This window comes from Enterococcus sp. AZ040, assembly GCF_050499185.1.
Classification (GTDB): domain Bacteria; phylum Bacillota; class Bacilli; order Lactobacillales; family Enterococcaceae; genus Enterococcus_D; species Enterococcus_D entomosocium.
In genome coordinates this window covers 1856905-1878587 of the sequence record NZ_JBMHEW010000001.1, presented here as the reverse complement: position 1 = coordinate 1878587, position 21683 = coordinate 1856905, and the positions used below count along the sequence as shown (strand labels likewise).

Sequence of the window (21683 nt, the reverse complement as noted above, 5' to 3'; positions counted from 1 at the left end):
GGAGAATTCTAAGAACTATGCTACAATGAGTGCCGGTGCTCTCAGCGGTGGGAGCAAAAAAGAAGGTAGAGGAGAATTACTTAGGAATGCCTGAAGGTCAAACAATAAACGATCCATCTACAAAAAGCGCGCAAAATATTTCTGCGTATATACATATACCTTTCTGTGAACATATATGCTACTACTGTGACTTCAACAAAGTGTTTTTAGAAGGGCAGCCAGTGGATGAGTACATCGAAGCGTTACTAAAAGAAATTGAGCTGACCCTCTTGCGTCAGCCTCTCAATGAGGCGAAAACGATTTATATCGGCGGCGGGACGCCAACGTCGCTTTCGGCGAACCAACTGGATCGATTGCTGTCAGGTGTGCATGAATTGCTGCCAACACACACAACCAAAGAGTTTACAGTGGAAGCAAATCCTGGTGATTTGAGTGAAGAAAAAATGCTGGTTTTGAAAAACCATCAAGTCAATCGCTTGTCGATGGGGGTCCAGACCTTTGATAATCGCTTGCTTAAAAAAATTGGCCGCAAGCATACCGCTGAAGATGTTTATTCAACTATTCAGCTGCTGGAAAAACATGATTTTCAGAATGTGACGATCGATTTGATTTATGCACTTCCGGGACAAAGCATAGAAAGCTTCCGTGATACACTGACGCGAGCGATTGATCTCGGGTTGCCTCACTATGCGATGTATTCTTTGATTTTAGAAAACAAAACCATGTTTATGAACTGGGTTCGCCAAGGGAGAATGGCACTGCCTTCTCAAGAAGCTGAAACGCAGATGTTTGATGAGGCGATCGCGGCGATGACAAAAGCTGGATTGAACCAATATGAAATCAGTAATTTTGCACGACCAGGGTATGAGTCCTTACATAATCTAGTGTATTGGAACAATGAACATTATTTTGGCTTTGGGGCAGGCGCCAGCGGGTATCTTGGACAGACTCGCTACAAGAACAAAGGTCCAATCCAGCATTATTTGAAACCATTACAGGAAAATCAGTTGCCAATCCACGAAATCGAAGAATTGACAACCAGCAATCAAATGGAAGAGGAACTGTTTTTAGGCCTTCGTAAAAAGGTCGGCATTTCAAAAATACAGTTTGCAGAAAAATTCGGGAAGTCTTTTCAGGAAATCTATGGTTCAACGAGCGAACAGTTGATTCAAAAAGGCTGGTTGGCTAGTCAAGGTGACCGTGTCTTTTTAACGAAAGCTGGGATGTTTATTGGCAACGAAGTGTTTGAAGCATTTCTCTTGGATGCAGAAAAATAAGAAAGAACGAGTAAGAGAAGTAGCCATTTCGTGCTGCTTCTTTTTTTGATTTCTTTTTTAGCACTCTCTTAGAAAGAGTGCTAAAAAAGTGATGCAAATACTTGACATTCCTAGCAAATATGGTATATTTATAATCGTGTTAGCACTTAATAGGAATGAGTGCTAACGGAGGAGTGGATAAAATGTTGACACCTAGACAACAAATGATTTTACACCTCATCATCCAAAATTATACGAATACTGGTCAGCCCACGGGCTCGAAGCGATTGATGGAAGATGGGGTTGAAGCTAGCTCTGCCACCATTCGTAATGAGATGAAGGCGCTGGAAGAAGCTGGACTTCTGTTAAAGACACATTCATCTTCAGGGCGTGTGCCGTCAATAAAAGGGTATCGCTATTACGTTGATCACTTATTGAAGCCATCGGAGGTTGACCAAAACGAAATTCAAACCATTCGTCATTCTTTTGGAAAAGATTTTCATGAAATCAATGAAATCATCCAGCAGTCTGCCACGATCTTGTCCAACTTGACTAGCTATACAGCGTTGTCTCTCGGGCCAGATATGAAGGAAAGGAAATTGACCGGTTTTCGAATCGTCCCATTGAATGCACGACAGATCATCGCGATCATCGTGACGGATAAAGGGAATGTCGAAAATCAAGTCTTTACTCTTCCTGAATCGATGAGCAGCGAAGATTTGGAAAAAATGGTAAGGATCATCAACGACAAATTGATCGGTGAGCCTCTAATGACGGTCTACCATCGTTTAAGAACCGAGATTCCTATGATTCTGCATAAGTATTTTCAAACGACTGACGGAATCGTTGATCTATTTGATACGATGCTGAGCCACATTTTTGAAGAAAAAATCTTCGTCGGCGGGCGAATGAATCTTCTGGATTTTGAACCGACGCAAGATGTTAGTCAGTTCAAATCGATGTATTCATTTATGAAAAATGCAGATCAGCTGACACAGCTGCTGGCGCCAAGAGATTCTGCGATTCAAATCAGAATCGGCTCTGAGCTTGGCAATGACTTGTTACAAAATATGAGTTTGATCCAAGCTAGCTATGAAATCGAAGGTCATGGACAAGGAACGATCGCTTTATTAGGTCCATCAAGTATGCCGTATTCACGGATGTTTGGTTTGATGGAAGTTTTTCGAGGCGAGTTAGCAAAAAAATTGGCCGATTATTATCGCGCATTAGACGCTGCCAATGAATAAGCGGCAATGAAACAAATCGTAGAAGGGATGGTTGAAACGTGACGGAAAAAGAAGAGCGTTTAGATGAAGAATTAGATAAAACTGCTGAAGAAACCGCAGAAACAACTGAATCTTCAAATGAATCAACTGAAACTGAAGCACAGACTCCTCAACCAGAGGAAGAAACAGTGGAAAAAAGCGAATTGGAACTTTTGCAAGAAAAGAATAATGAATTGGAAGATCAATTCCTGCGTGCTCGTGCAGAGATCGCAAATATCACTTCACGTAACCGCAACGAGCGGGAACTTTTACAAAAATACCGCTCGCAAGATCTTGGCAAAAAACTGTTGCCAGCAATCGACAATTTGGAACGAGCGATGGCAGCAGATGTCGATCAAGACCAAGCGGCGAATTTGAAAAAAGGCGTTGAAATGGTTCTTGAAAGTCTGCGTCAAGCCTTAAAAGAAGAGGGAATCGAAGAGATTCCTGCTGAAGGTGCAATGTTCGATCCGAACTTGCATCAAGCGGTGCAGACTGTACCTGCCTCTGATGAAACACCGGCAGACACAATCGTTACTGTCTTGCAAAAAGGGTATAAATTGCATGATCGTGTCTTGCGTGCAAGCATGGTCATCGTTGCACAATAGTTCTTTCTATCTATAAGTAGATGTTTAAATTAAAAAAGGGAGTGTATTACTTATGAGTAAAATTATCGGTATCGACTTAGGAACAACAAACTCAGCTGTTGCTGTCCTTGAAGGCGGCGAAGCAAAAATCATTACGAATCCAGAAGGAAACCGTACCACACCTTCTGTTGTCTCATTCAAAAATGGTGAGATCCAAGTAGGGGAAGTTGCAAAACGCCAAGCAGTGACAAATCCTAATACGATTTCTTCTATTAAACGCCATATGGGTGAAGCTGGATACAAAGTAGAAGTTGAAGGCAAATCGTATACACCACAAGAAGTTTCCGCAATGGTTCTTCAATACATCAAAGGATTTGCTGAAGACTATTTAGGGGAAAAAGTTGAAAAAGCAGTCATCACTGTTCCTGCATACTTCAACGATGCACAACGTCAAGCAACCAAAGATGCTGGTAAAATTGCCGGTCTTGAAGTAGAACGGATCGTCAATGAACCAACTGCCGCAGCTTTAGCTTATGGGTTAGATAAAACAGATAAAGATGAAAAAATCTTGGTCTTTGACTTAGGTGGCGGTACTTTCGACGTATCGATCCTTGAATTAGGTGATGGCGTCTTTGACGTATTATCAACTGCTGGGGACAACAACCTAGGTGGGGATGACTTTGATAACAAAATCATCGATCACATGGTAGCAGAATTCAAAAAAGAAAACGGCATTGATCTTGGAAAAGACAAAATGGCTTTGCAACGTTTGAAAGATGCTGCTGAAAAAGCGAAAAAAGACTTGTCAGGTGTAACAAGTACACAAATCAGCTTACCGTTTATCACAGCTGGCGATGCTGGTCCATTGCACTTGGAAATGACCTTGACTCGTGCGAAATTTGATGAATTAACAGCAGACTTAGTAGAACGTACAAAAATTCCAGTACGTCAAGCTTTGAAAGATGCTGGTCTATCACAATCAGAAATCGACGAAGTGATCTTAGTTGGTGGTTCAACTCGTATTCCGGCAGTAGTTGATGCTGTACGTAAAGAAACCAATAAAGAACCAAACAAATCAGTAAACCCAGATGAAGTGGTAGCGATGGGGGCTGCGATCCAAGGTGGCGTGATCACTGGGGATGTGAAAGATGTTGTCTTACTAGACGTTACACCATTATCATTAGGTATCGAAACGATGGGTGCTGTCTTCACAAAACTGATCGATCGTAACACAACGATCCCTACAAGTAAATCACAAGTCTTCTCAACTGCAGCAGACAATCAACCAGCCGTTGATATCCATGTCTTGCAAGGGGAACGTCCAATGGCTGCTGATAACAAAACATTAGGAAGATTCCAATTGACGGATATTCCACCAGCACCTCGTGGCATCCCTCAAATCGAAGTAACATTTGATATCGATAAAAATGGGATCGTTAATGTTTCTGCAAAAGATTTAGGTACACAAAAAGAACAAAAAATCACGATCAAATCATCTTCAGGTTTATCAGATGAAGAAATCGAACGCATGGTAAAAGATGCTGAAGCAAATGCTGAAGCCGACAAACAGCGCAAAGAAGAAGTTGATCTACGCAATGACGTCGATGCATTGTTGTTCACTGTTGATAAAACATTGAAAGAGCTTGAAGGCAAAGTGGATGCAGACGAAGTCAAAAAAGCGGAAGAAGCTCGTGATGAGTTGAAAGCTGCGGTTGAAGCAAACAACTTAGAAGAAATGAAAACGAAACGTGATGCTTTGAATGAAATCGTACAAAACTTAACCGTTAAATTATACGAACAAGCAGCACAACAACAAGCACAAGAAAATCCAGAAGCTGCACAAGGCGGCGCAGACGATGTGGTTGACGCCGACTTTGAAGAAGTAGACGGTGACGATAAATAATCGCTGTTTGTGAAAAAGCCAAAGTCACCGCTTTGGCTTTTTCTTATGAATTTGCGAAACGTATTTTTCTAGAGCGAATTATATGCTAAAATACGAGAGACGCAAGAATAGAGTGGAGGGAAGCCAATGGCAGACAAAAGAGATTATTATGAGGTCTTAGGTCTACAAAAAGGGGCTTCGGATGACGAAATCAAAAAAGCTTATCGTAAGCTTTCAAAACAATATCATCCAGACATCAATAAAGAACCTGATGCAGAAGCAAAGTTTAAAGAGATTTCTGAGGCCTATGAAATATTAAGTGATTCCCAAAAAAGAGCTGCTTATGACCAGTATGGTCATGCTGGTACCGATCCGAACTACGGAGGCGGTTATGGCGGTGGATTCGGCGGCTTTAACAGTGGCGGATTCTCCGGTGGCGGTTTTGGTGGATTTGAAGACATTTTCGAATCGTTTTTTGGTGGTGGAGGCGGCAGAGCAGCCAATCCTAATGCACCTCGACAAGGAGCAGACTTGCAATATGCGGTTGATCTTTCCTTTGAAGAAGCGATTTTCGGAGTGGAAAAAACTGTTCAATACAATCGTGAAGAAACCTGTCATACCTGCGGCGGGAACGGGGCAAAACCAGGTACTTCACCAGAAACCTGTCATAAATGTCATGGTGCAGGTACTATCAATGTTGAACGTCAAACACCGCTTGGTCGTGTAATGAGCCGTCAAACCTGTGATGTTTGTCATGGAACTGGGAAAGAAATCAAAGAACCATGTACAACCTGTCATGGTACTGGCCATGAAAAGAAAAAACATAATGTAAAAGTCAACGTGCCTGCAGGTGTCGAAGATGGACAACAAATGCGTTTATCTGGCCAAGGGGAAGCTGGAACCAATGGTGGTCCTTATGGGGACCTATACGTTGTTTTCCGTGTGGAAGAAAGTGATATTTTTGATCGTGACGGTTCAGAGATTTATTACGAGTTGCCGTTGAACTTTGTCCAAGCAGCTTTAGGAGATGAGGTCAATGTGCCAACCGTTCACGGGAATGTGAAGTTAAAAATCCCAGCTGGGACCCAAACAGGTACGAACTTCCGCTTACGCGGTAAAGGAGCACCTCGCTTACGGGGAGGAGGCAATGGCGATCAACAAGTCAAAGTGAAGCTGATCACACCTAAGAACTTAAATGAGGAACAAAAAGAAGCATTGCGGGCTTATGCAAAAGCTAGTGGTCATGAAACCACCGAACAACAACCAGAAGGGTTTTTTGATAAAATGAAAGATGCTTTTGGTGGGAAAAAGAAATAACAAGTAAATAATCCAATTCATGCCCTTATAAAACCATCAGTTTTATAAGGGCATGAGTGTTTGTATGGCTATAAATGTGCAGTATGTGCGAGAATCGAATCTTCTTGGCCATCTTTTTTTCTTTTCCTTTGAAATCGCTTGCTTAGTGTGTCACAATAAAAGTAGACCAATTGAAGGAGGAGATACAATGGAAAGAATATTTGCGAGTCCGTCACGATACGTTCAAGGAAAAGGAGTATTGAAGGATGGTTTATCTCACATTAAAGATCTAGGAAAGAAAGTGCTGCTTTTGACCGATGAAACAGTTTGGAAAATTGCCGGGGAAGATTTATTTGAAAATCTCAAAGCGGCTGATTTAGGTCCGGTAAAAGAAATTTTTGGTGGAGAAGCTTCTGCAAATGAAATCGATCGTATCGTCTCTAAAGCCAAAAGCGAATCCATTGAAGTAATTGCTGCATTAGGTGGCGGGAAAGCCATCGATACTGGGAAAGCTGTTGCGGATGAATTAAACATACCGATTGCTGTTTTGCCAACGATCGCTTCTACTGATGCACCAACTTCGGCACTTTCTGTTATTTATACAGATGAAGGTCGCTTTGAAAAATATCGTTTTTACAACAAAAACCCTGAACTTGTCTTAGTGGATACAGCCGTTATTGCGAAAGCGCCTGCCAAATTACTTGCAGCGGGTATTGCGGATGCACTAGCAACCTATGTCGAAGCACGCGCCGTTGCCCGAAGCCATAGTAAGAATATGGTGGGTGGTATTCAACCAATTGCCGGCATGGCAATCGCTGAAAAATGCGAAGAGATTCTTTTTGAGAATGCACTGAAAGCCTATCAAGCAAATAAAAAACAAGTCGTTACCGAAGCTTTTGAACAAATCGTGGAAGCCAACACTCTGTTAAGTGGTTTAGGCTTTGAAAGTGCTGGTTTGGCAGCAGCTCATGCGATCCATAATGGCTTGACAGCCCTTGAAGGAGACGTCCATGATTTGACTCATGGGGAGAAAGTTGCTTACGGGACACTTACACAATTGATGCTGGAAAACGCGGATCCTGATGAAATTGACCAATATATTGAGTTGTATCAGGCGTTGGAATTACCAACGACATTAGCTGAAATGCATCTTTCTGATGTTAGCGATGCAGAGCTTATGAAAGTCGGTAAACAAGCAACCATCGAAGGGGAGACGATTCACAATATGCCGTTCACGGTATCCGCAGAAGATGTTGTAGCCGCGATCAAAGCCGTGGATGCCTATGTGACTGCTTATTATCCTCTTTAATGTTATTTTATAAACGTTCATTGATCGATACTTGTTGATTAAAAAAAATATTTGACAAAAAAAAAGAGTCGTGCTATTTTGATAACAAGCAAATTAAAGGAGGGAACAAGACATGACGAACTTCAACACACAAACTACCTGTTGTTGTTGTATGGTGCAAAAAGCAGCATACCCATTTGTCATGCCTATTATTAGTTCCTTTGTCGCAGCAGATCGCTGATTTTTTTAGTGATTCGCTTCTATCCGGATAAGACGACATTTTTTTGGGGTACTGATGTAATAGTCAGTACCCCTTTTTGTTTGCTTTTTTTTACCGCTTTCAATGGCGACGGCTGATGATTGCAAGCCAAAATATGTATATGAAGCTTACAAGTTTTGCCTAAAAATCTGAATAAGGAGTCAAACGATGATCGTTAAAAATGTAAAAGAATTGATAGGGCATACCCCGCTCTTTGAATTTGATGCCGCAGCTTTAGGCGGAAAAAAGGGAAGTAAAATCTATGCGAAACTTGAATATTTAAATCCTGGTGGCAGCATTAAGGACCGCTTAGGAAAGTACTTGATCGATGAGGCATTTCGAGAGCGTACAATCAATCATGAGACAACAGTAATTGAACCGACAGCCGGAAATACCGGGATTGGCTTAGCTATTGCCGGGATCGAGCATGGACTAAAAATGATTTTTGTTATTCCGGAGAAATTCAGCATTGAAAAGCAGCAATTGATTGAAGCATTAGGCGCAACTATCGTTCATACACCAACGGAAGCTGGCATTCAAGGGGCAATCGAAAAAGCAAAGGAATTAGCAAAAGGACAGCCGAATAGTTTTATGCCATTGCAGTTTCATAATCAGAACAATCCCGCAGCCTATCAAGCAACATTGGGGCCTGAGATCTATCAGGAATTACATGGAAAAATTGACAGCTTTGTTGCAGGCGCTGGCAGTGGTGGTACTTTTGCGGGTGTCGCGACGTACTTAAAGAAGCAAAAATCAAGCACTCGTCTTGCTGTTGTTGAACCGGAAGGATCAATCTTGAACGGCGGTCCTGCCCATGGCCACGAGATTGAAGGGATCGGTGTTGAGTTCATTCCACAATTTTTTGACGATTTGCTTATTGATAACATTTATACGATAAGTGATGCCGAAGGCTTTGCCTTTACTCGTTACTTGGCAAGAAACTATGGTCTGCTTGTTGGAAGTTCAAGTGGAGCCGTGATGGCAGCATCAGTAAAAGAAAGCCTCGAATTACCAACCGGAAGCTCGATCGCCACAGTCTTTCCCGATGGTGGCGACCGCTATCTATCAAAAAAGATTTATGCTGGCGAATCAGCAATCACACCATTCATAGGAGGAACAAACAATGCATTTTAATACAAAAGTAATTCACGGCGGTATCAGCGAAGACGAACTCACCGGTGCAGTCAGTGTGCCAATCTACCAAACATCTACCTATCGGCAAAATGCTCTAGGTCAGCCAAAGCAATATGAATACAGTCGTTCAGGCAACCCAACTCGTTTTGCCTTAGAAGAATTGATTGCGGATCTTGAAGAAGGCGCTCAAGGGTTTGCTTTTGCCTCTGGATTAGCAGCCACCCATGCGATCTTCACGCTTTTTCAGACAGGAGATCATGTCATTTTAGGAGATGACGTTTATGGGGGGACATTTCGTTTGCTTCATCAAGTATTAGAAAAAAGTGGGTTGACTTATTCACTTGTCAAAACCGATGATTTAGTTGCTATTGAAACAGCAATTCTTCCGGAGACCAAAGCGATTTTTCTGGAAACACCGACGAACCCGCTGTTAAAAATCACGGATATCAAATCGGTTGCGAGACTAGCTGCCCAGCACGATCTCTTGACGATCGTGGATAATACCTTTGCGACGCCATATTTTCAAAAGCCGCTACAATTAGGCGCAGATATTGTGATTCACAGTGCTACCAAGTATCTCGGTGGACACAGTGATGTAGTAGCTGGATTAGCGGTTGCCAAAGAGCCGCTAATCGCCGAAAGAATTGCCTTTTTACAAAACGCTATTGGCGGTGTATTGGGGCCTCATGATAGCTGGTTGATCCAACGAAGCATCAAAACACTTGCTTTGCGGATGAAAGCACATCAAAACAATGCGATGAAAATTGCCCACTACTTACAAGCACATCAAGCTGTCGTAAAGGTCTATTATCCAGGATTGATTGACCATGAAGGTCATGAGATCGCCAAATCACAGATGTCTGGGTATAGCGGTATGATATCTTTTGAACTAAACGATGAATCGAAAACAGCAGAATTTGTTGAATCATTAAAGATTTTTACTTTAGCAGAAAGCTTAGGTGGCGTGGAAAGCTTGGTAGAAGTGCCAGCCGTGATGACCCATGCCTCGATCCCTAAAGAAATTCGTGAGCAATCTGGGATCAAAGATGGCTTGATTCGGTTGTCGGTGGGCATCGAAGACGGTGAGGATCTGCAGGCAGATTTAGAGCAAGCGTTTGAAAAGGCAGGTAGCTAGTGATGGGGAGAGAGTTTATTCCAATTTTTTCTGACTGGGCAGCTGAGTACGATGAAACAGTTGCAGGTAAGGATGAAGAATATCGAGCGGTTTTTTTCAAATATGAACAGTTACTCGCTGAAATAGCTGAAAAAGCAGGGCAGTCTGTGGTAGAATTTGGTAGTGGCACTGGAAATCTAACACAAGCTCTGCTTGATCAAGGAAAAAACGTGCTGGCAATCGAGCCATCGCCAGAGATGCGGCGGATCGCCAAGTCAAAACCCAGTCTTTCTAAAGTGACTTTTGTAGATGGTGATATGGAGATTTTTCCTGAAATCACGGATGTAATCGATACGATCGTTTCTACCTATGTTTTTCATCATCTTACGGAGGACGAAAAACAACGGGCAATCGGCAAATATGCGGCGATGCTGCCAAAAGGCGGGAAAGTGCTTTTCGGGGATACGATGTTTCTTTCCCTAGCCCGAAAAATGGAGCTAATCGATGAAGCGCGGCAAGCTGGACACCAGCGACTAGCCGCTGATCTGCAACGGGAGTACTATCCAGTTACTGCGGATATCGAACGATATTTTCGCCAACATGGGTTTACCAGTCGTTTTAAGCAAATCAATGAGTATGTTTGGCTTGTGGAAGCACAAAAAGAGTAGGAGAGAAGTACAATGAAAATGAATGTTGAAAGCTTTAATTTGGATCATACGAAAGTCAAAGCACCTTATGTACGGGTTGCCGATAAAAAACAAGGAACAAATGATACCATCATCAAATATGATGTTCGTTTGAAGCAGCCGAACCAAGCACATATGGATATGGCAAGTCTGCATTCTTTAGAACATTTGACGGCAGAGTTGATTCGTAATCATGCAGATTATATCGTGGATTGGTCACCCATGGGATGCCAAACCGGCTTCTATCTGACTGTCTTGAATCATGACGATTATGAAGAGATTTTGACAGTCCTAGAAAAAACCATGAAGGATGTTTTGCAAGCAACTGAAGTACCTGCCAGCAATGAAGTGCAATGCGGTTGGGCGGCGAACCATACCTTAGAAGGTGCGCAAAAATTAGCGCAAGAATTTCTTGATGAACGTGACAATTGGTCGACCGTTTTTGCCTAAACAAAATAGAAGTAGAAAAAAGGTGCCTGCGTTTGTATTCGCGGACGCTTTTTTTGTTAATCCCGCAAAGAGAGGGGGGATTCACTATTTTTCATTTATGGTTCTACCGCTTGGACGGTGATGCCGACTCCATTCGGATTGTAGGTATGACTAATGTAAAACTCAAATCCTTCATGAACAAAGAAAAGTCTCCGAATGGCGCTAACGTCCCTGATGTGAGCATCTAAACCATACTGTACGATCAATGTCTCTTTGATCTCCTCAACATCAGCCTCTTTCTCGAATTGTGAGAAATCAATACCGAAAAATTCTGGAACATCAACCAATGTGATTTTCGCTAATCTTTCATCACCAGAATCATCAAAGTCAAAATCAAAGCTGATTTTGGACAGTTTATCCCGTGAACCTAAAGGCACTCTTTTTGTCTCGAGAGCGCTGCTATCAACCATCATTGATAACAAATCAATGGCTGAATCAGGTAAGCGAGTGGTTACTTTTCTTACTTCATCAACCATTGCTCCTTGATCGGGAGAAAAAACTTTTCTAGTCTCTTCTGTGACGATCACATTTTCGCGGCGCCGCTATCGGTTGATGGCACTGCGCTCTTGGTTTACCCGATCACTACGTTTGATGAGATCGAGGCCAAGATCGCTGATGGACTCAGGGGAAGGTCTTTCTTCCAGTAAAGCAGTTAAGTAATCGATCTCTAAAAACTGCTCGTAGGCAGCTGCCGGCTGGTTTTCGCTGTAGAAGAGGGCAGCGCCAAGCAAAAAACAACTGATACCCAAAGAAAGCAAAAGGCTTCTTCTGCTATGCTCCCGGATTTTTTTTCTAAGTCGACTCAGTTTCATTTGATCCTTCAACTCCCAAGTTTTTTAGATGACTTCTGATAAAAGTGGTGATTGAATTTCATCCTGCGTTTTACCAATATCAGTCACGTGAGATCGCTTAATGGATTACTTAATTTCTGTTTCAGAAAACTGATCATGCCAGGCCACATCAGAAACGATTCGGTTAATAAGAGTGACAATGATTGCTTCACCATCGGAATTGATCCAGGCATTGGATTCCATACCTACGACTGCTAGTCGCCAAGAAGGAAGGCCACCCATGATTTCAAGAACTTGATCGCAAGACATTCCTATTTGCAGTTGATGGAGCAAGTCTTTGTTGACTGTTCGATTCCACCGTCGCGGCAGCCCGATCTGCAATTGTTCACAATACGAAAATTGAGGGGCAGCTGTTTCGGTACTGCTCTGAGTTTGTGCAACGTCATCAGAAGAAGGAGTTGTTTCTGATGCGGGTTCTGATGCATGGTTCTCAGTTCTGGAAGAAGAAGCTCTGGTTTCTGAATCAGCTGACAAAGATTGAGAAGACGACGTTGCTTCTGGTGAAAAACTGCTTTTGGTGTTGTCATCCATGATTTCGTCAATCAAGGTACAGCCAGTGAGAAAGAGGGAGAGTATCATTAGTGGGAAAAATAAAATGATGGTTTTCATAAGATAGGTTCCTCCAAAATGATTTTCTTGGCCTTCCTTTGTTATTTTAATGTTGGTTTTTTATTAGGAAAACCCCGTCATTTGCTATAAAATAAAAAAGAAAAATGTTTGTATACCTATTTTGGTTTGGAGGGAGTGTTGTTTAATAAGTGTAACATGTTGCTTCTGATCTGGCTACTTGATTTCAAATGTCCTTTCATGGTTTTAGTAAAATTAGTATCTGCAGCTTACGATGGTGAAAAGGAAATGCTATAATAGATTTAACTACTCAATAAAAATTTGCTATTTTAAAGGTGAACCCTGTTTACTCTTACCAGGTCAACAGGAACCAGCATACCGGTTGCTAAGAATTTATGTAAGGATTCATAACAAGGAGAGGAGGGAATGAAGATGAGCATCTTAAAGCAGTGGCAAGCAAAACATCAAGCGAAAAAAGAAGCGAAAAAACAAGCGTTACGTTTAAAAAATGCGCAACTTCGTGCAGCAGGGAAAGAGCCATTGAAGGGTTGGGGAAAGATGGTTGATACTGGCGTCGGAGGGGCGAACAAAGCCAACCCTATCGATACAAAAGTTTTTTTAGGTGAAAATCAAAAGCGGATTTCAGAAGAAACCAAACGAAAAAATCAATAAAAAAAAGACCTCTGCAACAGTCCGAGAAAAGAGCTGTTGCAGAGGTTTTTTTTAGATATTCAATACTTTGTCTAAGAAATCTTTCGTACGATCGTGCTTAGGGTTGGAAAAGATTTGCTCAGGTGTACCGTCTTCCAAGAAATTACCGCCATCAATAAACATCACACGGTTTGCTACTTCTTTGGCAAAGCCCATCTCATGAGTAACGATTACCATGGTCATTCCTTGTTTTGCCAAATCCTTCATAACATTGAGTACATCCCCAACCATTTCGGGATCGAGTGCGGAGGTTGGTTCATCGAACAGCATCACATCGGGATTCATGGCTAAGGCTCTAGCAATCGCCACCCGTTGTTTTTGTCCTCCAGATAGATTGTCAGGGTACATGTCTTTTTTATCAGCCAGACCTACCGTCTCTAATAAACGAATCGCGTTTTGTTCCGCTTCTTGCCGAGAAGCATTTTTTAGATCCATCGGGGCTAGAATGATGTTTTCTAAAACTGACAAGTGAGGGAAGAGATTGAAATGCTGAAACACCATGCCGATATGTTGACGAACAGCATTGATATTGGTGTTTTTATCCATCAGATGTGCGCCGTCAACGATAATATCGCCGCTGGTTGGTTCTTCTAAGCGGTTCAAACAGCGTAAGAACGTCGATTTCCCAGATCCTGAAGGACCGATCACACAAACGACTTCTCCTTCAGCGATTGAAACATTGATATTGTTCAATACGGTATTGTCGCCGTATTTTTTTACAAGATTTTCAACTAAGATTTTTTCTTTCATGCTATTTCACCTTCTTTTCTAAAACTTTTGCAAGTTTCGTTAAAGCTGTGATCACGACTAAATAAATAATCGCGATGATCAAGTAGACATAGGTACTTTGTGTGGTTCGGGCAACGATGATTTTCCCAGTTTGCAATAATTCTACGACTCCGATAACCGAGATGATCGTTGTATCTTTCAACGAGATAACGAATTGGTTAACGAAAGAAGGAATCATGATTTTGATCGCTTGCGGTAAAATGATTTTCTGCATTGTCCGAGTGTAGGTCATCCCCAAACTACGAGAGGCTTCCATCTGACCTTTTGGCACCGCGTTGATCCCACCACGGACGATCTCAGCGATGTAGGCACTGGCATTTAAGGTCAATGTAATGACCCCGGCTGCAAAGTCCGGAATCGTGATACCAATCGCATCGGAGAGGCCGAAGAAGATGAAGAAAGCCAATACCATCATAGGAATACCACGAATGATATCAACATAGATCCCTGCAAAAACCCGCAATGCTTTGATTGGAGCAACACTAAATAGTCCAAAAATGATTCCGATCACTAATGCTAAGGCAAAAGAAATCAATGCTAGTAAAAGGGTATTCCATAATCCTTTTAATAAGACGTTATAGTTGTTGCTGATCAAACCAGTGATCGTTGATTCATCCACTCGTTTTTCTGTGGCAGATCCATCTTCAATGTATTTATTGATGATTTGATCGTACTCCCCAGTCCGTTTCATTTCTTTCAATGCTTCATTGAACATTTGGATCAGTTCAGGATTTTGGCCTTTTTTCACCGCAAAACCGTACTGACCACCAGATTCTTTTTCAATCGGTGTCACTAGTTTTTGACCTTGGCTGATGGCATAACCAATCACTGGATAATCATCCATCATGGCATCAATTTGTCCGCCGTTAACAGCCGCATATAATTGATCGGCAGCATCATAATATTTGATCGAATAGCCATATTTCTCTTCGTTGGCGATCAAGAAGTCTGCACTTTCTGTCCCAACTTTTGCACCGACGGTTTTTCCATCTAAATCTTCATAGGATTTGATGGAATCATTGCCTTCTTTTACAGCAATCTGAATACCACTTTCAAAGTAAGAATCAGAGAAGTCGTAGGATTGACGACGCTCATCAGTGATTGTCATCCCAGCGATCATCCCATCTGCTTGGTTACCATCCAACGCTTGCAAAGCTCCGGAAAAACCGATGAAATTGAATTCGATGTTGAACCCTTGCAATTCTGCCGCCCGGTTCATTAAATCAACATCGATCCCTACATACTCATTGTCTTCATTTTGGAATTCAAATGGAGCGAAGGCTGAGTCACTGGCAATTCGGTAAACATCTTTCTTTGGTTCGACTTTCACCATTTCACTAGTGCCTGCATCTGTATCAGACGTTGTGATGTAAGTATTGACGATTTCGTCGTATTTGCCGGAAGCTTTCATATTGGCTAAACCAGCATTGAATTTTTCAAGTAGTTCTTTGTTTTGGCCTTTTCTGACGGCAAATCCGTAAGAAGCGCCTTTTTCAGGTTCGCCGACAAGTTTCATCGGTTCGCCATTGTTGATAGCATAGCCAAGCACTGGATAATCATCAAAAGCGGCTGCCACAGTACCATTGCGTACAGCGCCATATAGTCCAGTAGCGTCATCATATAATTTGATGTCGTAGCCATATTGGTCTTTATTGCTTTCTAGAAAGCGGGCACTTTCGGTACCAACCTTTGCACCGACCGTTTCGCCTTCAAGATCCTCGTAGCTAGTAATACTGTCATTGTCAGCAGCTACCGCCATTTGAATCCCACTATCGAAATAAGGATCTGAGAAATCAAAGGTTTCTTTACGTTCCTCTGTGATACTCATCCCAGCGATCATGCCATCTAACTGATTTGATTGCACGCCTTGAATGGATGCGTCAAAACCTAAAGGACGTAAATCAACTGCAAAACCTTGATCTTCTGCGATCGCATTTAATAAATCTATATCGATCCCAACGTATTCATTATTTTCATTTTGGAATTCGAAAGGAGCAAATGTTAAATCTGTTCCTATCTTATACGTAGTTTCCTCCGCACTTGCTGACTTTACTGAGAGCGTAAAAATGCTGATAATCAGCGCGATTAAAGCGAAGGACATGTGTTTTCTTTTCAAGAAAATTCCCCCTTTAGATATAACGTATTTATAGATTATATGGATTTTTTCTTCAACACACAAGTCTTTCTCTTTAAAAATATGACAAAATCGTTTAAACCTCACATTAGATGTTAGAAAATCAAACATGTTAAGTTATGCTTAATCGCATGAAACTTTCATAGCAAATGATGGCGAAAGTATGTTCGCTATGATATACTTATTTATGGAAAAGCGGCAGCGAGTTTTTCTTTTTTTGTTGTCGTTTAGAATAATCGAGGGGGAATGAAGATGATCGAAAGAACAACTTCCCATGAATTTGACTTAGTATCAAAATATCAACCAGCTGGGGATCAACCAGAAGCGATCCATCAATTGGTTGACGGGGTGGTCGGTGGAAAAAAAGCACAGATTTTGTTGGGAGCCACTGGGACCGGTAAGACTTATACGATTTCTAATCTAATCAAAGAAGTCAATAAACCGACATTGATCATTGCCCATAATAAAACATTGGCTGGACAATTATATGGCGAGTTCAAGGACTTCTTTCCAAATAATGCAGTCGAGTATTTTGTCAGTTACTATGATTACTATCAACCAGAAGCGTATGTTCCTTCCAGTGATACATACATCGAAAAAGACTCCAGTGTCAACGATGAAATCGATAAGCTCCGTCACTCGGCGACAAGTTCTTTATTAGAGAGAAACGATGTGATCGTTGTAGCTTCTGTCTCTTGTATTTTCGGTTTAGGTTCGCCGATCGAGTATGCAAGACAAGTTGTTTCTTTACGAGTAGGGATGGAAAAGTCTCGGGATCAACTATTAAAAGAATTGATCGAGATCCAATTTGAACGAAACGACATCGATTTTCAACGGGGGCGTTTTCGCGTGCGCGGCGATGTTGTGGAGATTTTCCCAGCTTCTCGTGATGAGCGAGCGTTACGCATTGAGTTTTTTGGCGATGAAATCGATCGGATTCGTGAAGTTGATGCCTTGACGGGCGAGATCATGAGTGACACCGAACATGTGTCGATCTTTCCAGCAACCCACTTTGTGACCAATGAAGACCATATGGAACATGCGATCGCTTCAATCCAAAGTGAACTCGATGAACGACTGAAAGTTTTGCGAGCAGAAAATAAGCTGCTGGAAGCACAGCGTTTAGAGCAGCGAACCAACTATGATATTGAAATGATGCGAGAAATGGGGTATACCTCAGGGATCGAAAACTACTCTCGCCACATGGATGGACGAAAAGAAGGGGAACCGCCTTATACGTTATTGGATTTCTTCCCAGATGATTTTCTATTAGTAATCGATGAATCACACGTAACGATGCCCCAAGTTCGTGGGATGTATAATGGTGACCGTGCTAGAAAACAAATGTTAGTGGATTATGGCTTCCGTTTGCCTTCTGCACTGGACAACCGTCCGTTACGCTTGGAAGAATTTGAGAAACATGTCAATCAAATCGTCTATGTGTCAGCAACACCTGGCCCCTATGAATACGATCAAACCGATACCGTCGTTCAACAAATCATTCGACCAACTGGTCTGTTAGATCCGGTGATCGAAGTACGACCGATCATGGGTCAAATTGACGACCTCGTGGGAGAAATCAATGAGCGAGTCGAGCGAAATGAACGGGTCTTTGTGACGACCTTGACGAAAAAAATGTCTGAAGATTTGACGGATTACTTCAAAGAATTAGGGATCAAAGTCAAATACTTGCACAGTGACATCAAAACATTGGAACGAACAGAGATCATTCGAGACCTGCGCCTCGGTGAATTTGATGTACTGGTCGGAATCAACTTACTGCGAGAAGGGTTAGACGTGCCGGAAGTTTCTCTGGTTGCGATTCTTGATGCCGATAAGGAAGGCTTCCTGCGCAGCGAACGCTCATTAGTCCAAACCATTGGACGGGCAGCCCGAAACTCTGAAGGAAAAGTAATCATGTACGCTGATAAAATGACTGATTCGATGCAGCGAGCGATCGATGAAACGGCGCGACGCCGAAGTATCCAAGAAGCCTACAACGAAGAACATGGGATCGTACCGAAAACCATTATTAAAGAAATTCGCGATCTGATCGCGATCACAAAAGTGGCAGAAGAGACCGGTGAATACACCACGACTTCTTATGAAGAACTGAGTCGTGAGGAAAAAGCAACCTTGTTGCTGAAGCTAGAAAAAGAGATGAAAGATGCTGCGAAAGCATTGGATTTTGAAACGGCTGCTACCTTAAGAGATACTATTCTTGAGCTAAAAGCTGCTGATTAGAAGGAGAAACACTATGGCAAATGATAAAATCGTGATCCATGGGGCACGGGCCCATAATTTAAAAAATATCGATGTGACGATTCCCAGAGACCAACTCGTTGTTGTTACTGGTCTTTCGGGTTCAGGGAAAAGCTCCTTAGCTTTTGATACGTTGTATGCCGAAGGACAACGCCGATATGTAGAAAGTCTATCGGCGTATGCCCGTCAGTTTTTAGGTCAAATGGATAAACCAGACGTAGATAGCATTGATGGACTTAGTCCAGCGATTTCTATCGATCAAAAAACCACCAGCAAGAACCCGCGATCAACAGTAGGGACGGTTACTGAGATCAATGATTATCTGCGGCTTCTTTACGCTAGAATCGGTCACCCGATTTGTCCAAATGATCACATCGAGATCACAAGTCAGTCGGTTGAGCAAATGGTGGATGAAGTTTTGGTATTACCAGAACGTACCAAGATCCAATTGTTGGCACCGATCGTTTATCAAAAGAAAGGGCAGCACAAAAAAGTCTTCGAACGTATCCAAAGAGAAGGCTATGTAAGGATGCGCGTAGACGGTGAAGTCTATGATGTTTCTGAAGCGCCTGAATTAGAAAAAAATAAAAAGCACGATATTGCCATCATCATCGACCGAATTGTTGTGAAGGAAGGCATACGTTCACGCCTGTTTGATTCTTTTGAAGCGGCATTACGGTTAGCGGACGGCTATGCGGTAGTCGATGTGATCGGCCAAAAAGAAATGCTCTTCAGTGAACATTATTCTTGTCCTTATTGCGGTTTTACGGTTGGAGAATTAGAACCACGCCTCTTTTCATTCAACGCGCCTTTTGGTGCTTGTCCAGACTGTGATGGTCTTGGCGTGAAGCTAGAAGTCGATGTCGACTTAGTGATTCCCGATCAAAGCAAAACGTTGCGTGAAGGCGCACTATTGCCATGGAATCCAATCAGTTCACAATATTATCCGCAAATGCTGGAACAAGCCTGTCAAGAATTCAATATCGATATGGACACACCATTTGAAGAATTGCCAGAAGAACACAGAGATATTATCTTGAATGGTTCGAATGGGGAGATGTTCCATTTCCATTATGAGAATGATTTTGGTGGGGTGCGTGATGTTGAGGTCGCTTTTGAAGGGATCTTACCAAATATCAAACGCCGTTATCATGAAACCAACTCTGATTTTACCCGTGATCAAATGCGTTTGTATATGACAGAGTTGACTTGTAAAACCTGTCATGGCTATCGCTTGAACCCTCAAGCGCTGTGTGTGCAAGTCAATGGGAAGCATATTGGTGAAATGAGTGAGATGGCGATCAACAATGCCTTGAACTTTGTCGAAGAATTGAAACTAACGGAACAAGAGCAAATGATTGCACGTCCGATCGTGAAAGAAGTCGATGATCGTTTAAGCTTCTTAAAAAATGTCGGATTGGACTATTTGACCTTGAGTCGTGCGTCAGGCACACTCTCTGGTGGGGAAGCGCAACGAATTCGCTTGGCAACACAAATCGGCTCCAATTTGTCTGGGGTGCTTTACATTCTTGATGAGCCATCGATCGGTCTTCACCAACGAGACAATGATCGCTTGCTAGATTCATTGCGGAAAATGCGTGATCTCGGGAATACCCTGATTGTCGTTGAGCATGACGAAGACACGATGCGGGCAGCAGACTACTTGATCGATGTCGGTCCGGGTGCAGGACATGCAGGTGGCGAGATCGTCGCTGCAGGCACTCCCGATGAAGTCGCTGCCAATGAGTCTTCTTTAACAGGTCAATACTTATCTGGAAAACGAGAAATCCCAACACCGACGGAACGCCGCAAAGGCAATGGTGAAAAGATTCGTGTGTCCGGTGCCTCTGAGAATAACTTGAAAAACATTTCGGTCGATTTTCCATTAGGAAAGTTCGTCGCAGTTACAGGGGTCTCTGGCTCTGGTAAATCAACATTAGTCAATGAAATTTTGAAAAAAGCCTTGGCGCAAAAAATCAATCGGAATTCGAACAAACCTGGCCGCTTTAAAACCATTACTGGTTATGAAGCTATTGAGAAATTGATCGATATCGATCAGAGCCCGATTGGTCGGACACCTCGAAGCAATCCGGCAACGTATACCAGTGTCTTTGATGACATTCGTGATTTATTTGCTAAAACCAATGAGGCGAAAGTCCGTGGTTATAAAAAAGGCCGCTTTAGTTTTAATGTAAAAGGTGGACGCTGTGAAGCATGTAAAGGGGACGGAATCATCAAGATCGAGATGCACTTCTTACCTGATGTCTACGTACCTTGTGAGGTTTGTCATGGCAAACGTTATAACTCAGAAACGTTAGAAGTTCATTACAAAGGAAAAAATATTTCGGAAATCTTAGATATGACCGTGGAAGATGCAGTGGAATTTTTCCAACATATTCCCAAAATCCATCGAAAATTGCAAACGATCGTCGATGTCGGTTTAGGTTATGTCACTATGGGACAACCAGCGACTACTTTGTCTGGTGGGGAAGCGCAACGGATGAAGCTTGCCAGTGAACTGCACAAAAATTCCAATGGCAAGAGTTTTTATATCTTAGATGAACCGACGACTGGTCTGCATACGGATGATATTGCCCGTTTGTTGAAAGTTTTGGAACGATTTGTCGACGCTGGCAACACCGTTTTAGTGATCGAACACAACTTGGATGTCATCAAATCAGCGGACCATGTGATTGACCTAGGTCCAGAAGGTGGCGAAGGCGGTGGGACGATCATTGCAACTGGTACACCAGAAGAAATTGCTGCGGTTTCAGACAGCTACACCGGTCATTATTTGAAAAAAGTCCTTTAAGCAGATGAAAAAGCACTCACTTTTTCACTTGTCTGTCAATAGGTTTCACTAAAGTTTAAGGAAGCGTGAAATATCTGCAAATTTCATGATAAGGGCTTGAAATCAAAATTTTATTTGTTAGAATAGCAATAGGTATACGTATATTCGCATTGAATAAACTGCCTATAAGTTCTATCCGTTCAAAGTGGGAGAAAGCAATCAAAGATAGATACTTTGATTGCTTTTTTCTTTGTGGTATTATAATGCTATTGTAATTAAACGAAACGAGAGAGGTCGTTTTTCGTATTCAAAAGAGAGAGTG

18 protein-coding genes are annotated in these 21683 nt (G+C 42.2%); 13 read left to right on the top strand and 5 right to left on the bottom strand.

The features are described from left to right. Positions 1-86 precede the first annotated feature (86 nt). From hemW to IGK63_RS08635, 10 genes are all read left to right on the top strand, one after another. Positions 87-1277: a radical SAM family heme chaperone HemW gene (hemW, locus tag IGK63_RS08680; RefSeq protein ID WP_051154609.1), complete on the top strand. Its 1191-nt coding sequence runs from the start codon at positions 87-89 to the stop codon at positions 1275-1277. A 182-nt stretch (positions 1278-1459) separates the two neighbouring features. Next, complete coding sequence (hrcA, locus tag IGK63_RS08675) at positions 1460-2503, top strand: heat-inducible transcriptional repressor HrcA (RefSeq protein WP_005225934.1); 1044 nt, start codon at positions 1460-1462, stop codon at positions 2501-2503. Positions 2504-2541: 38 nt separating this feature from the next. Then, positions 2542-3129: a nucleotide exchange factor GrpE gene (gene grpE / locus IGK63_RS08670; RefSeq protein ID WP_005235647.1), complete on the top strand. Its 588-nt coding sequence runs from the start codon at positions 2542-2544 to the stop codon at positions 3127-3129. Between the two features lie 52 nt (positions 3130-3181). Then, positions 3182-5011, top strand: a complete 1830-nt coding sequence (gene dnaK, locus IGK63_RS08665; protein WP_005235649.1) for a molecular chaperone DnaK — start codon at positions 3182-3184, stop codon at positions 5009-5011. Positions 5012-5137: 126 nt separating this feature from the next. Continuing rightward, positions 5138-6307: a molecular chaperone DnaJ gene (gene dnaJ, locus IGK63_RS08660; protein WP_005235650.1), complete on the top strand. Its 1170-nt coding sequence runs from the start codon at positions 5138-5140 to the stop codon at positions 6305-6307. A 187-nt stretch (positions 6308-6494) separates the two neighbouring features. Further along, the gene (locus tag IGK63_RS08655; protein ID WP_008382170.1) at positions 6495-7595 is read left to right on the top strand and encodes a glycerol dehydrogenase; all 1101 of its coding nucleotides are present in this window, start codon (positions 6495-6497) and stop codon (positions 7593-7595) included. Positions 7596-8001: 406 nt separating this feature from the next. Further along, complete coding sequence (locus IGK63_RS08650; RefSeq protein WP_016611883.1) at positions 8002-8967, top strand: PLP-dependent cysteine synthase family protein; 966 nt, start codon at positions 8002-8004, stop codon at positions 8965-8967. Next, positions 8957-10102, top strand: a complete 1146-nt coding sequence (locus tag IGK63_RS08645) for a cystathionine gamma-synthase (protein ID WP_016611882.1) — start codon at positions 8957-8959, stop codon at positions 10100-10102. The genes IGK63_RS08650 and IGK63_RS08645 overlap by 11 nt, the downstream gene beginning before the upstream one ends. Before the next feature lie 2 nt (positions 10103-10104). After that, positions 10105-10749 (top strand): class I SAM-dependent methyltransferase, encoded by a 645-nt coding sequence (locus IGK63_RS08640; protein WP_218193077.1) that lies wholly within the window; start codon positions 10105-10107, stop codon positions 10747-10749. Positions 10750-10761: 12 nt separating this feature from the next. Beyond that, positions 10762-11217: an S-ribosylhomocysteine lyase gene (locus IGK63_RS08635; protein ID WP_008382180.1), complete on the top strand. Its 456-nt coding sequence runs from the start codon at positions 10762-10764 to the stop codon at positions 11215-11217. Positions 11218-11312: 95 nt separating this feature from the next. Here IGK63_RS08635 and IGK63_RS08630 read toward each other — a convergent pair whose 3' ends face one another. From IGK63_RS08630 to IGK63_RS08620, 3 genes are all read right to left on the bottom strand, one after another. After that, the gene (locus IGK63_RS08630) at positions 11313-11732 is read right to left on the bottom strand and encodes a hypothetical protein (RefSeq protein ID WP_242691938.1); all 420 of its coding nucleotides are present in this window, start codon (positions 11730-11732) and stop codon (positions 11313-11315) included. 66 nt (positions 11733-11798) lie between these two features. Beyond that, positions 11799-12005 (bottom strand): hypothetical protein, encoded by a 207-nt coding sequence (locus IGK63_RS08625; RefSeq protein ID WP_429972479.1) that lies wholly within the window; start codon positions 12003-12005, stop codon positions 11799-11801. A gap of 168 nt (positions 12006-12173) precedes the next feature. Continuing rightward, positions 12174-12716: a hypothetical protein gene (locus tag IGK63_RS08620; RefSeq protein WP_016611878.1), complete on the bottom strand. Its 543-nt coding sequence runs from the start codon at positions 12714-12716 to the stop codon at positions 12174-12176. Between the two features lie 390 nt (positions 12717-13106). On the opposite strand from IGK63_RS08620, the gene IGK63_RS08615 reads away from it, so the two are divergent. After that, positions 13107-13346 (top strand): hypothetical protein, encoded by a 240-nt coding sequence (locus tag IGK63_RS08615; protein WP_008382185.1) that lies wholly within the window; start codon positions 13107-13109, stop codon positions 13344-13346. Positions 13347-13397: 51 nt separating this feature from the next. Here IGK63_RS08615 and IGK63_RS08610 read toward each other — a convergent pair whose 3' ends face one another. Together IGK63_RS08610 and IGK63_RS08605 are read right to left on the bottom strand one after the other, a co-directional pair. Beyond that, positions 13398-14135: an amino acid ABC transporter ATP-binding protein gene (locus IGK63_RS08610; RefSeq protein WP_005235668.1), complete on the bottom strand. Its 738-nt coding sequence runs from the start codon at positions 14133-14135 to the stop codon at positions 13398-13400. A 1-nt stretch (position 14136) separates the two neighbouring features. Then, on the bottom strand, positions 14137-16290 hold the full coding sequence (locus tag IGK63_RS08605; RefSeq protein ID WP_034872683.1) for an amino acid ABC transporter substrate-binding protein/permease: 2154 nt from the start codon (positions 16288-16290) through the stop codon (positions 14137-14139). A 270-nt stretch (positions 16291-16560) separates the two neighbouring features. Here IGK63_RS08605 and uvrB point away from each other — a divergent pair, with 270 nt between their 5' ends. Together uvrB and uvrA are read left to right on the top strand one after the other, a co-directional pair. Next, complete coding sequence (gene uvrB / locus IGK63_RS08600; protein WP_008382187.1) at positions 16561-18552, top strand: excinuclease ABC subunit UvrB; 1992 nt, start codon at positions 16561-16563, stop codon at positions 18550-18552. A gap of 13 nt (positions 18553-18565) precedes the next feature. After that, the gene (uvrA, locus tag IGK63_RS08595) at positions 18566-21382 is read left to right on the top strand and encodes an excinuclease ABC subunit UvrA (RefSeq protein WP_016611875.1); all 2817 of its coding nucleotides are present in this window, start codon (positions 18566-18568) and stop codon (positions 21380-21382) included. Positions 21383-21683: the final 301 nt, after the last annotated feature.

Bases quoted from the DNA above. Each gene is read 5' to 3' on its own strand.
- IGK63_RS08635 (WP_008382180.1), top strand. From the start codon at position 10,762: ATGAAAATGAATGTTGAAAGCTTTAATTTGGATCATACGAAAGTCAAA.
- IGK63_RS08615 (WP_008382185.1), top strand. From the start codon at position 13,107: ATGAGCATCTTAAAGCAGTGGCAAGCAAAACATCAAGCGAAAAAAGAA.
- hrcA (WP_005225934.1), top strand. From the start codon at position 1,460: ATGTTGACACCTAGACAACAAATGATTTTACACCTCATCATCCAAAAT.
- uvrA (WP_016611875.1), top strand. From the start codon at position 18,566: ATGGCAAATGATAAAATCGTGATCCATGGGGCACGGGCCCATAATTTA.
- IGK63_RS08650 (WP_016611883.1), top strand. From the start codon at position 8,002: ATGATCGTTAAAAATGTAAAAGAATTGATAGGGCATACCCCGCTCTTT.
- uvrB (WP_008382187.1), top strand. From the start codon at position 16,561: ATGATCGAAAGAACAACTTCCCATGAATTTGACTTAGTATCAAAATAT.
- IGK63_RS08655 (WP_008382170.1), top strand. From the start codon at position 6,495: ATGGAAAGAATATTTGCGAGTCCGTCACGATACGTTCAAGGAAAAGGA.
- IGK63_RS08630 (WP_242691938.1), bottom strand. From the start codon at position 11,732: ATGGTTGATGAAGTAAGAAAAGTAACCACTCGCTTACCTGATTCAGCC.
- dnaK (WP_005235649.1), top strand. From the start codon at position 3,182: ATGAGTAAAATTATCGGTATCGACTTAGGAACAACAAACTCAGCTGTT.
- IGK63_RS08610 (WP_005235668.1), bottom strand. From the start codon at position 14,135: ATGAAAGAAAAAATCTTAGTTGAAAATCTTGTAAAAAAATACGGCGAC.
- dnaJ (WP_005235650.1), top strand. From the start codon at position 5,138: ATGGCAGACAAAAGAGATTATTATGAGGTCTTAGGTCTACAAAAAGGG.
- IGK63_RS08620 (WP_016611878.1), bottom strand. From the start codon at position 12,716: ATGAAAACCATCATTTTATTTTTCCCACTAATGATACTCTCCCTCTTT.
- IGK63_RS08645 (WP_016611882.1), top strand. From the start codon at position 8,957: ATGCATTTTAATACAAAAGTAATTCACGGCGGTATCAGCGAAGACGAA.
- IGK63_RS08640 (WP_218193077.1), top strand. From the start codon at position 10,105: ATGGGGAGAGAGTTTATTCCAATTTTTTCTGACTGGGCAGCTGAGTAC.
- hemW (WP_051154609.1), top strand. From the start codon at position 87: ATGCCTGAAGGTCAAACAATAAACGATCCATCTACAAAAAGCGCGCAA.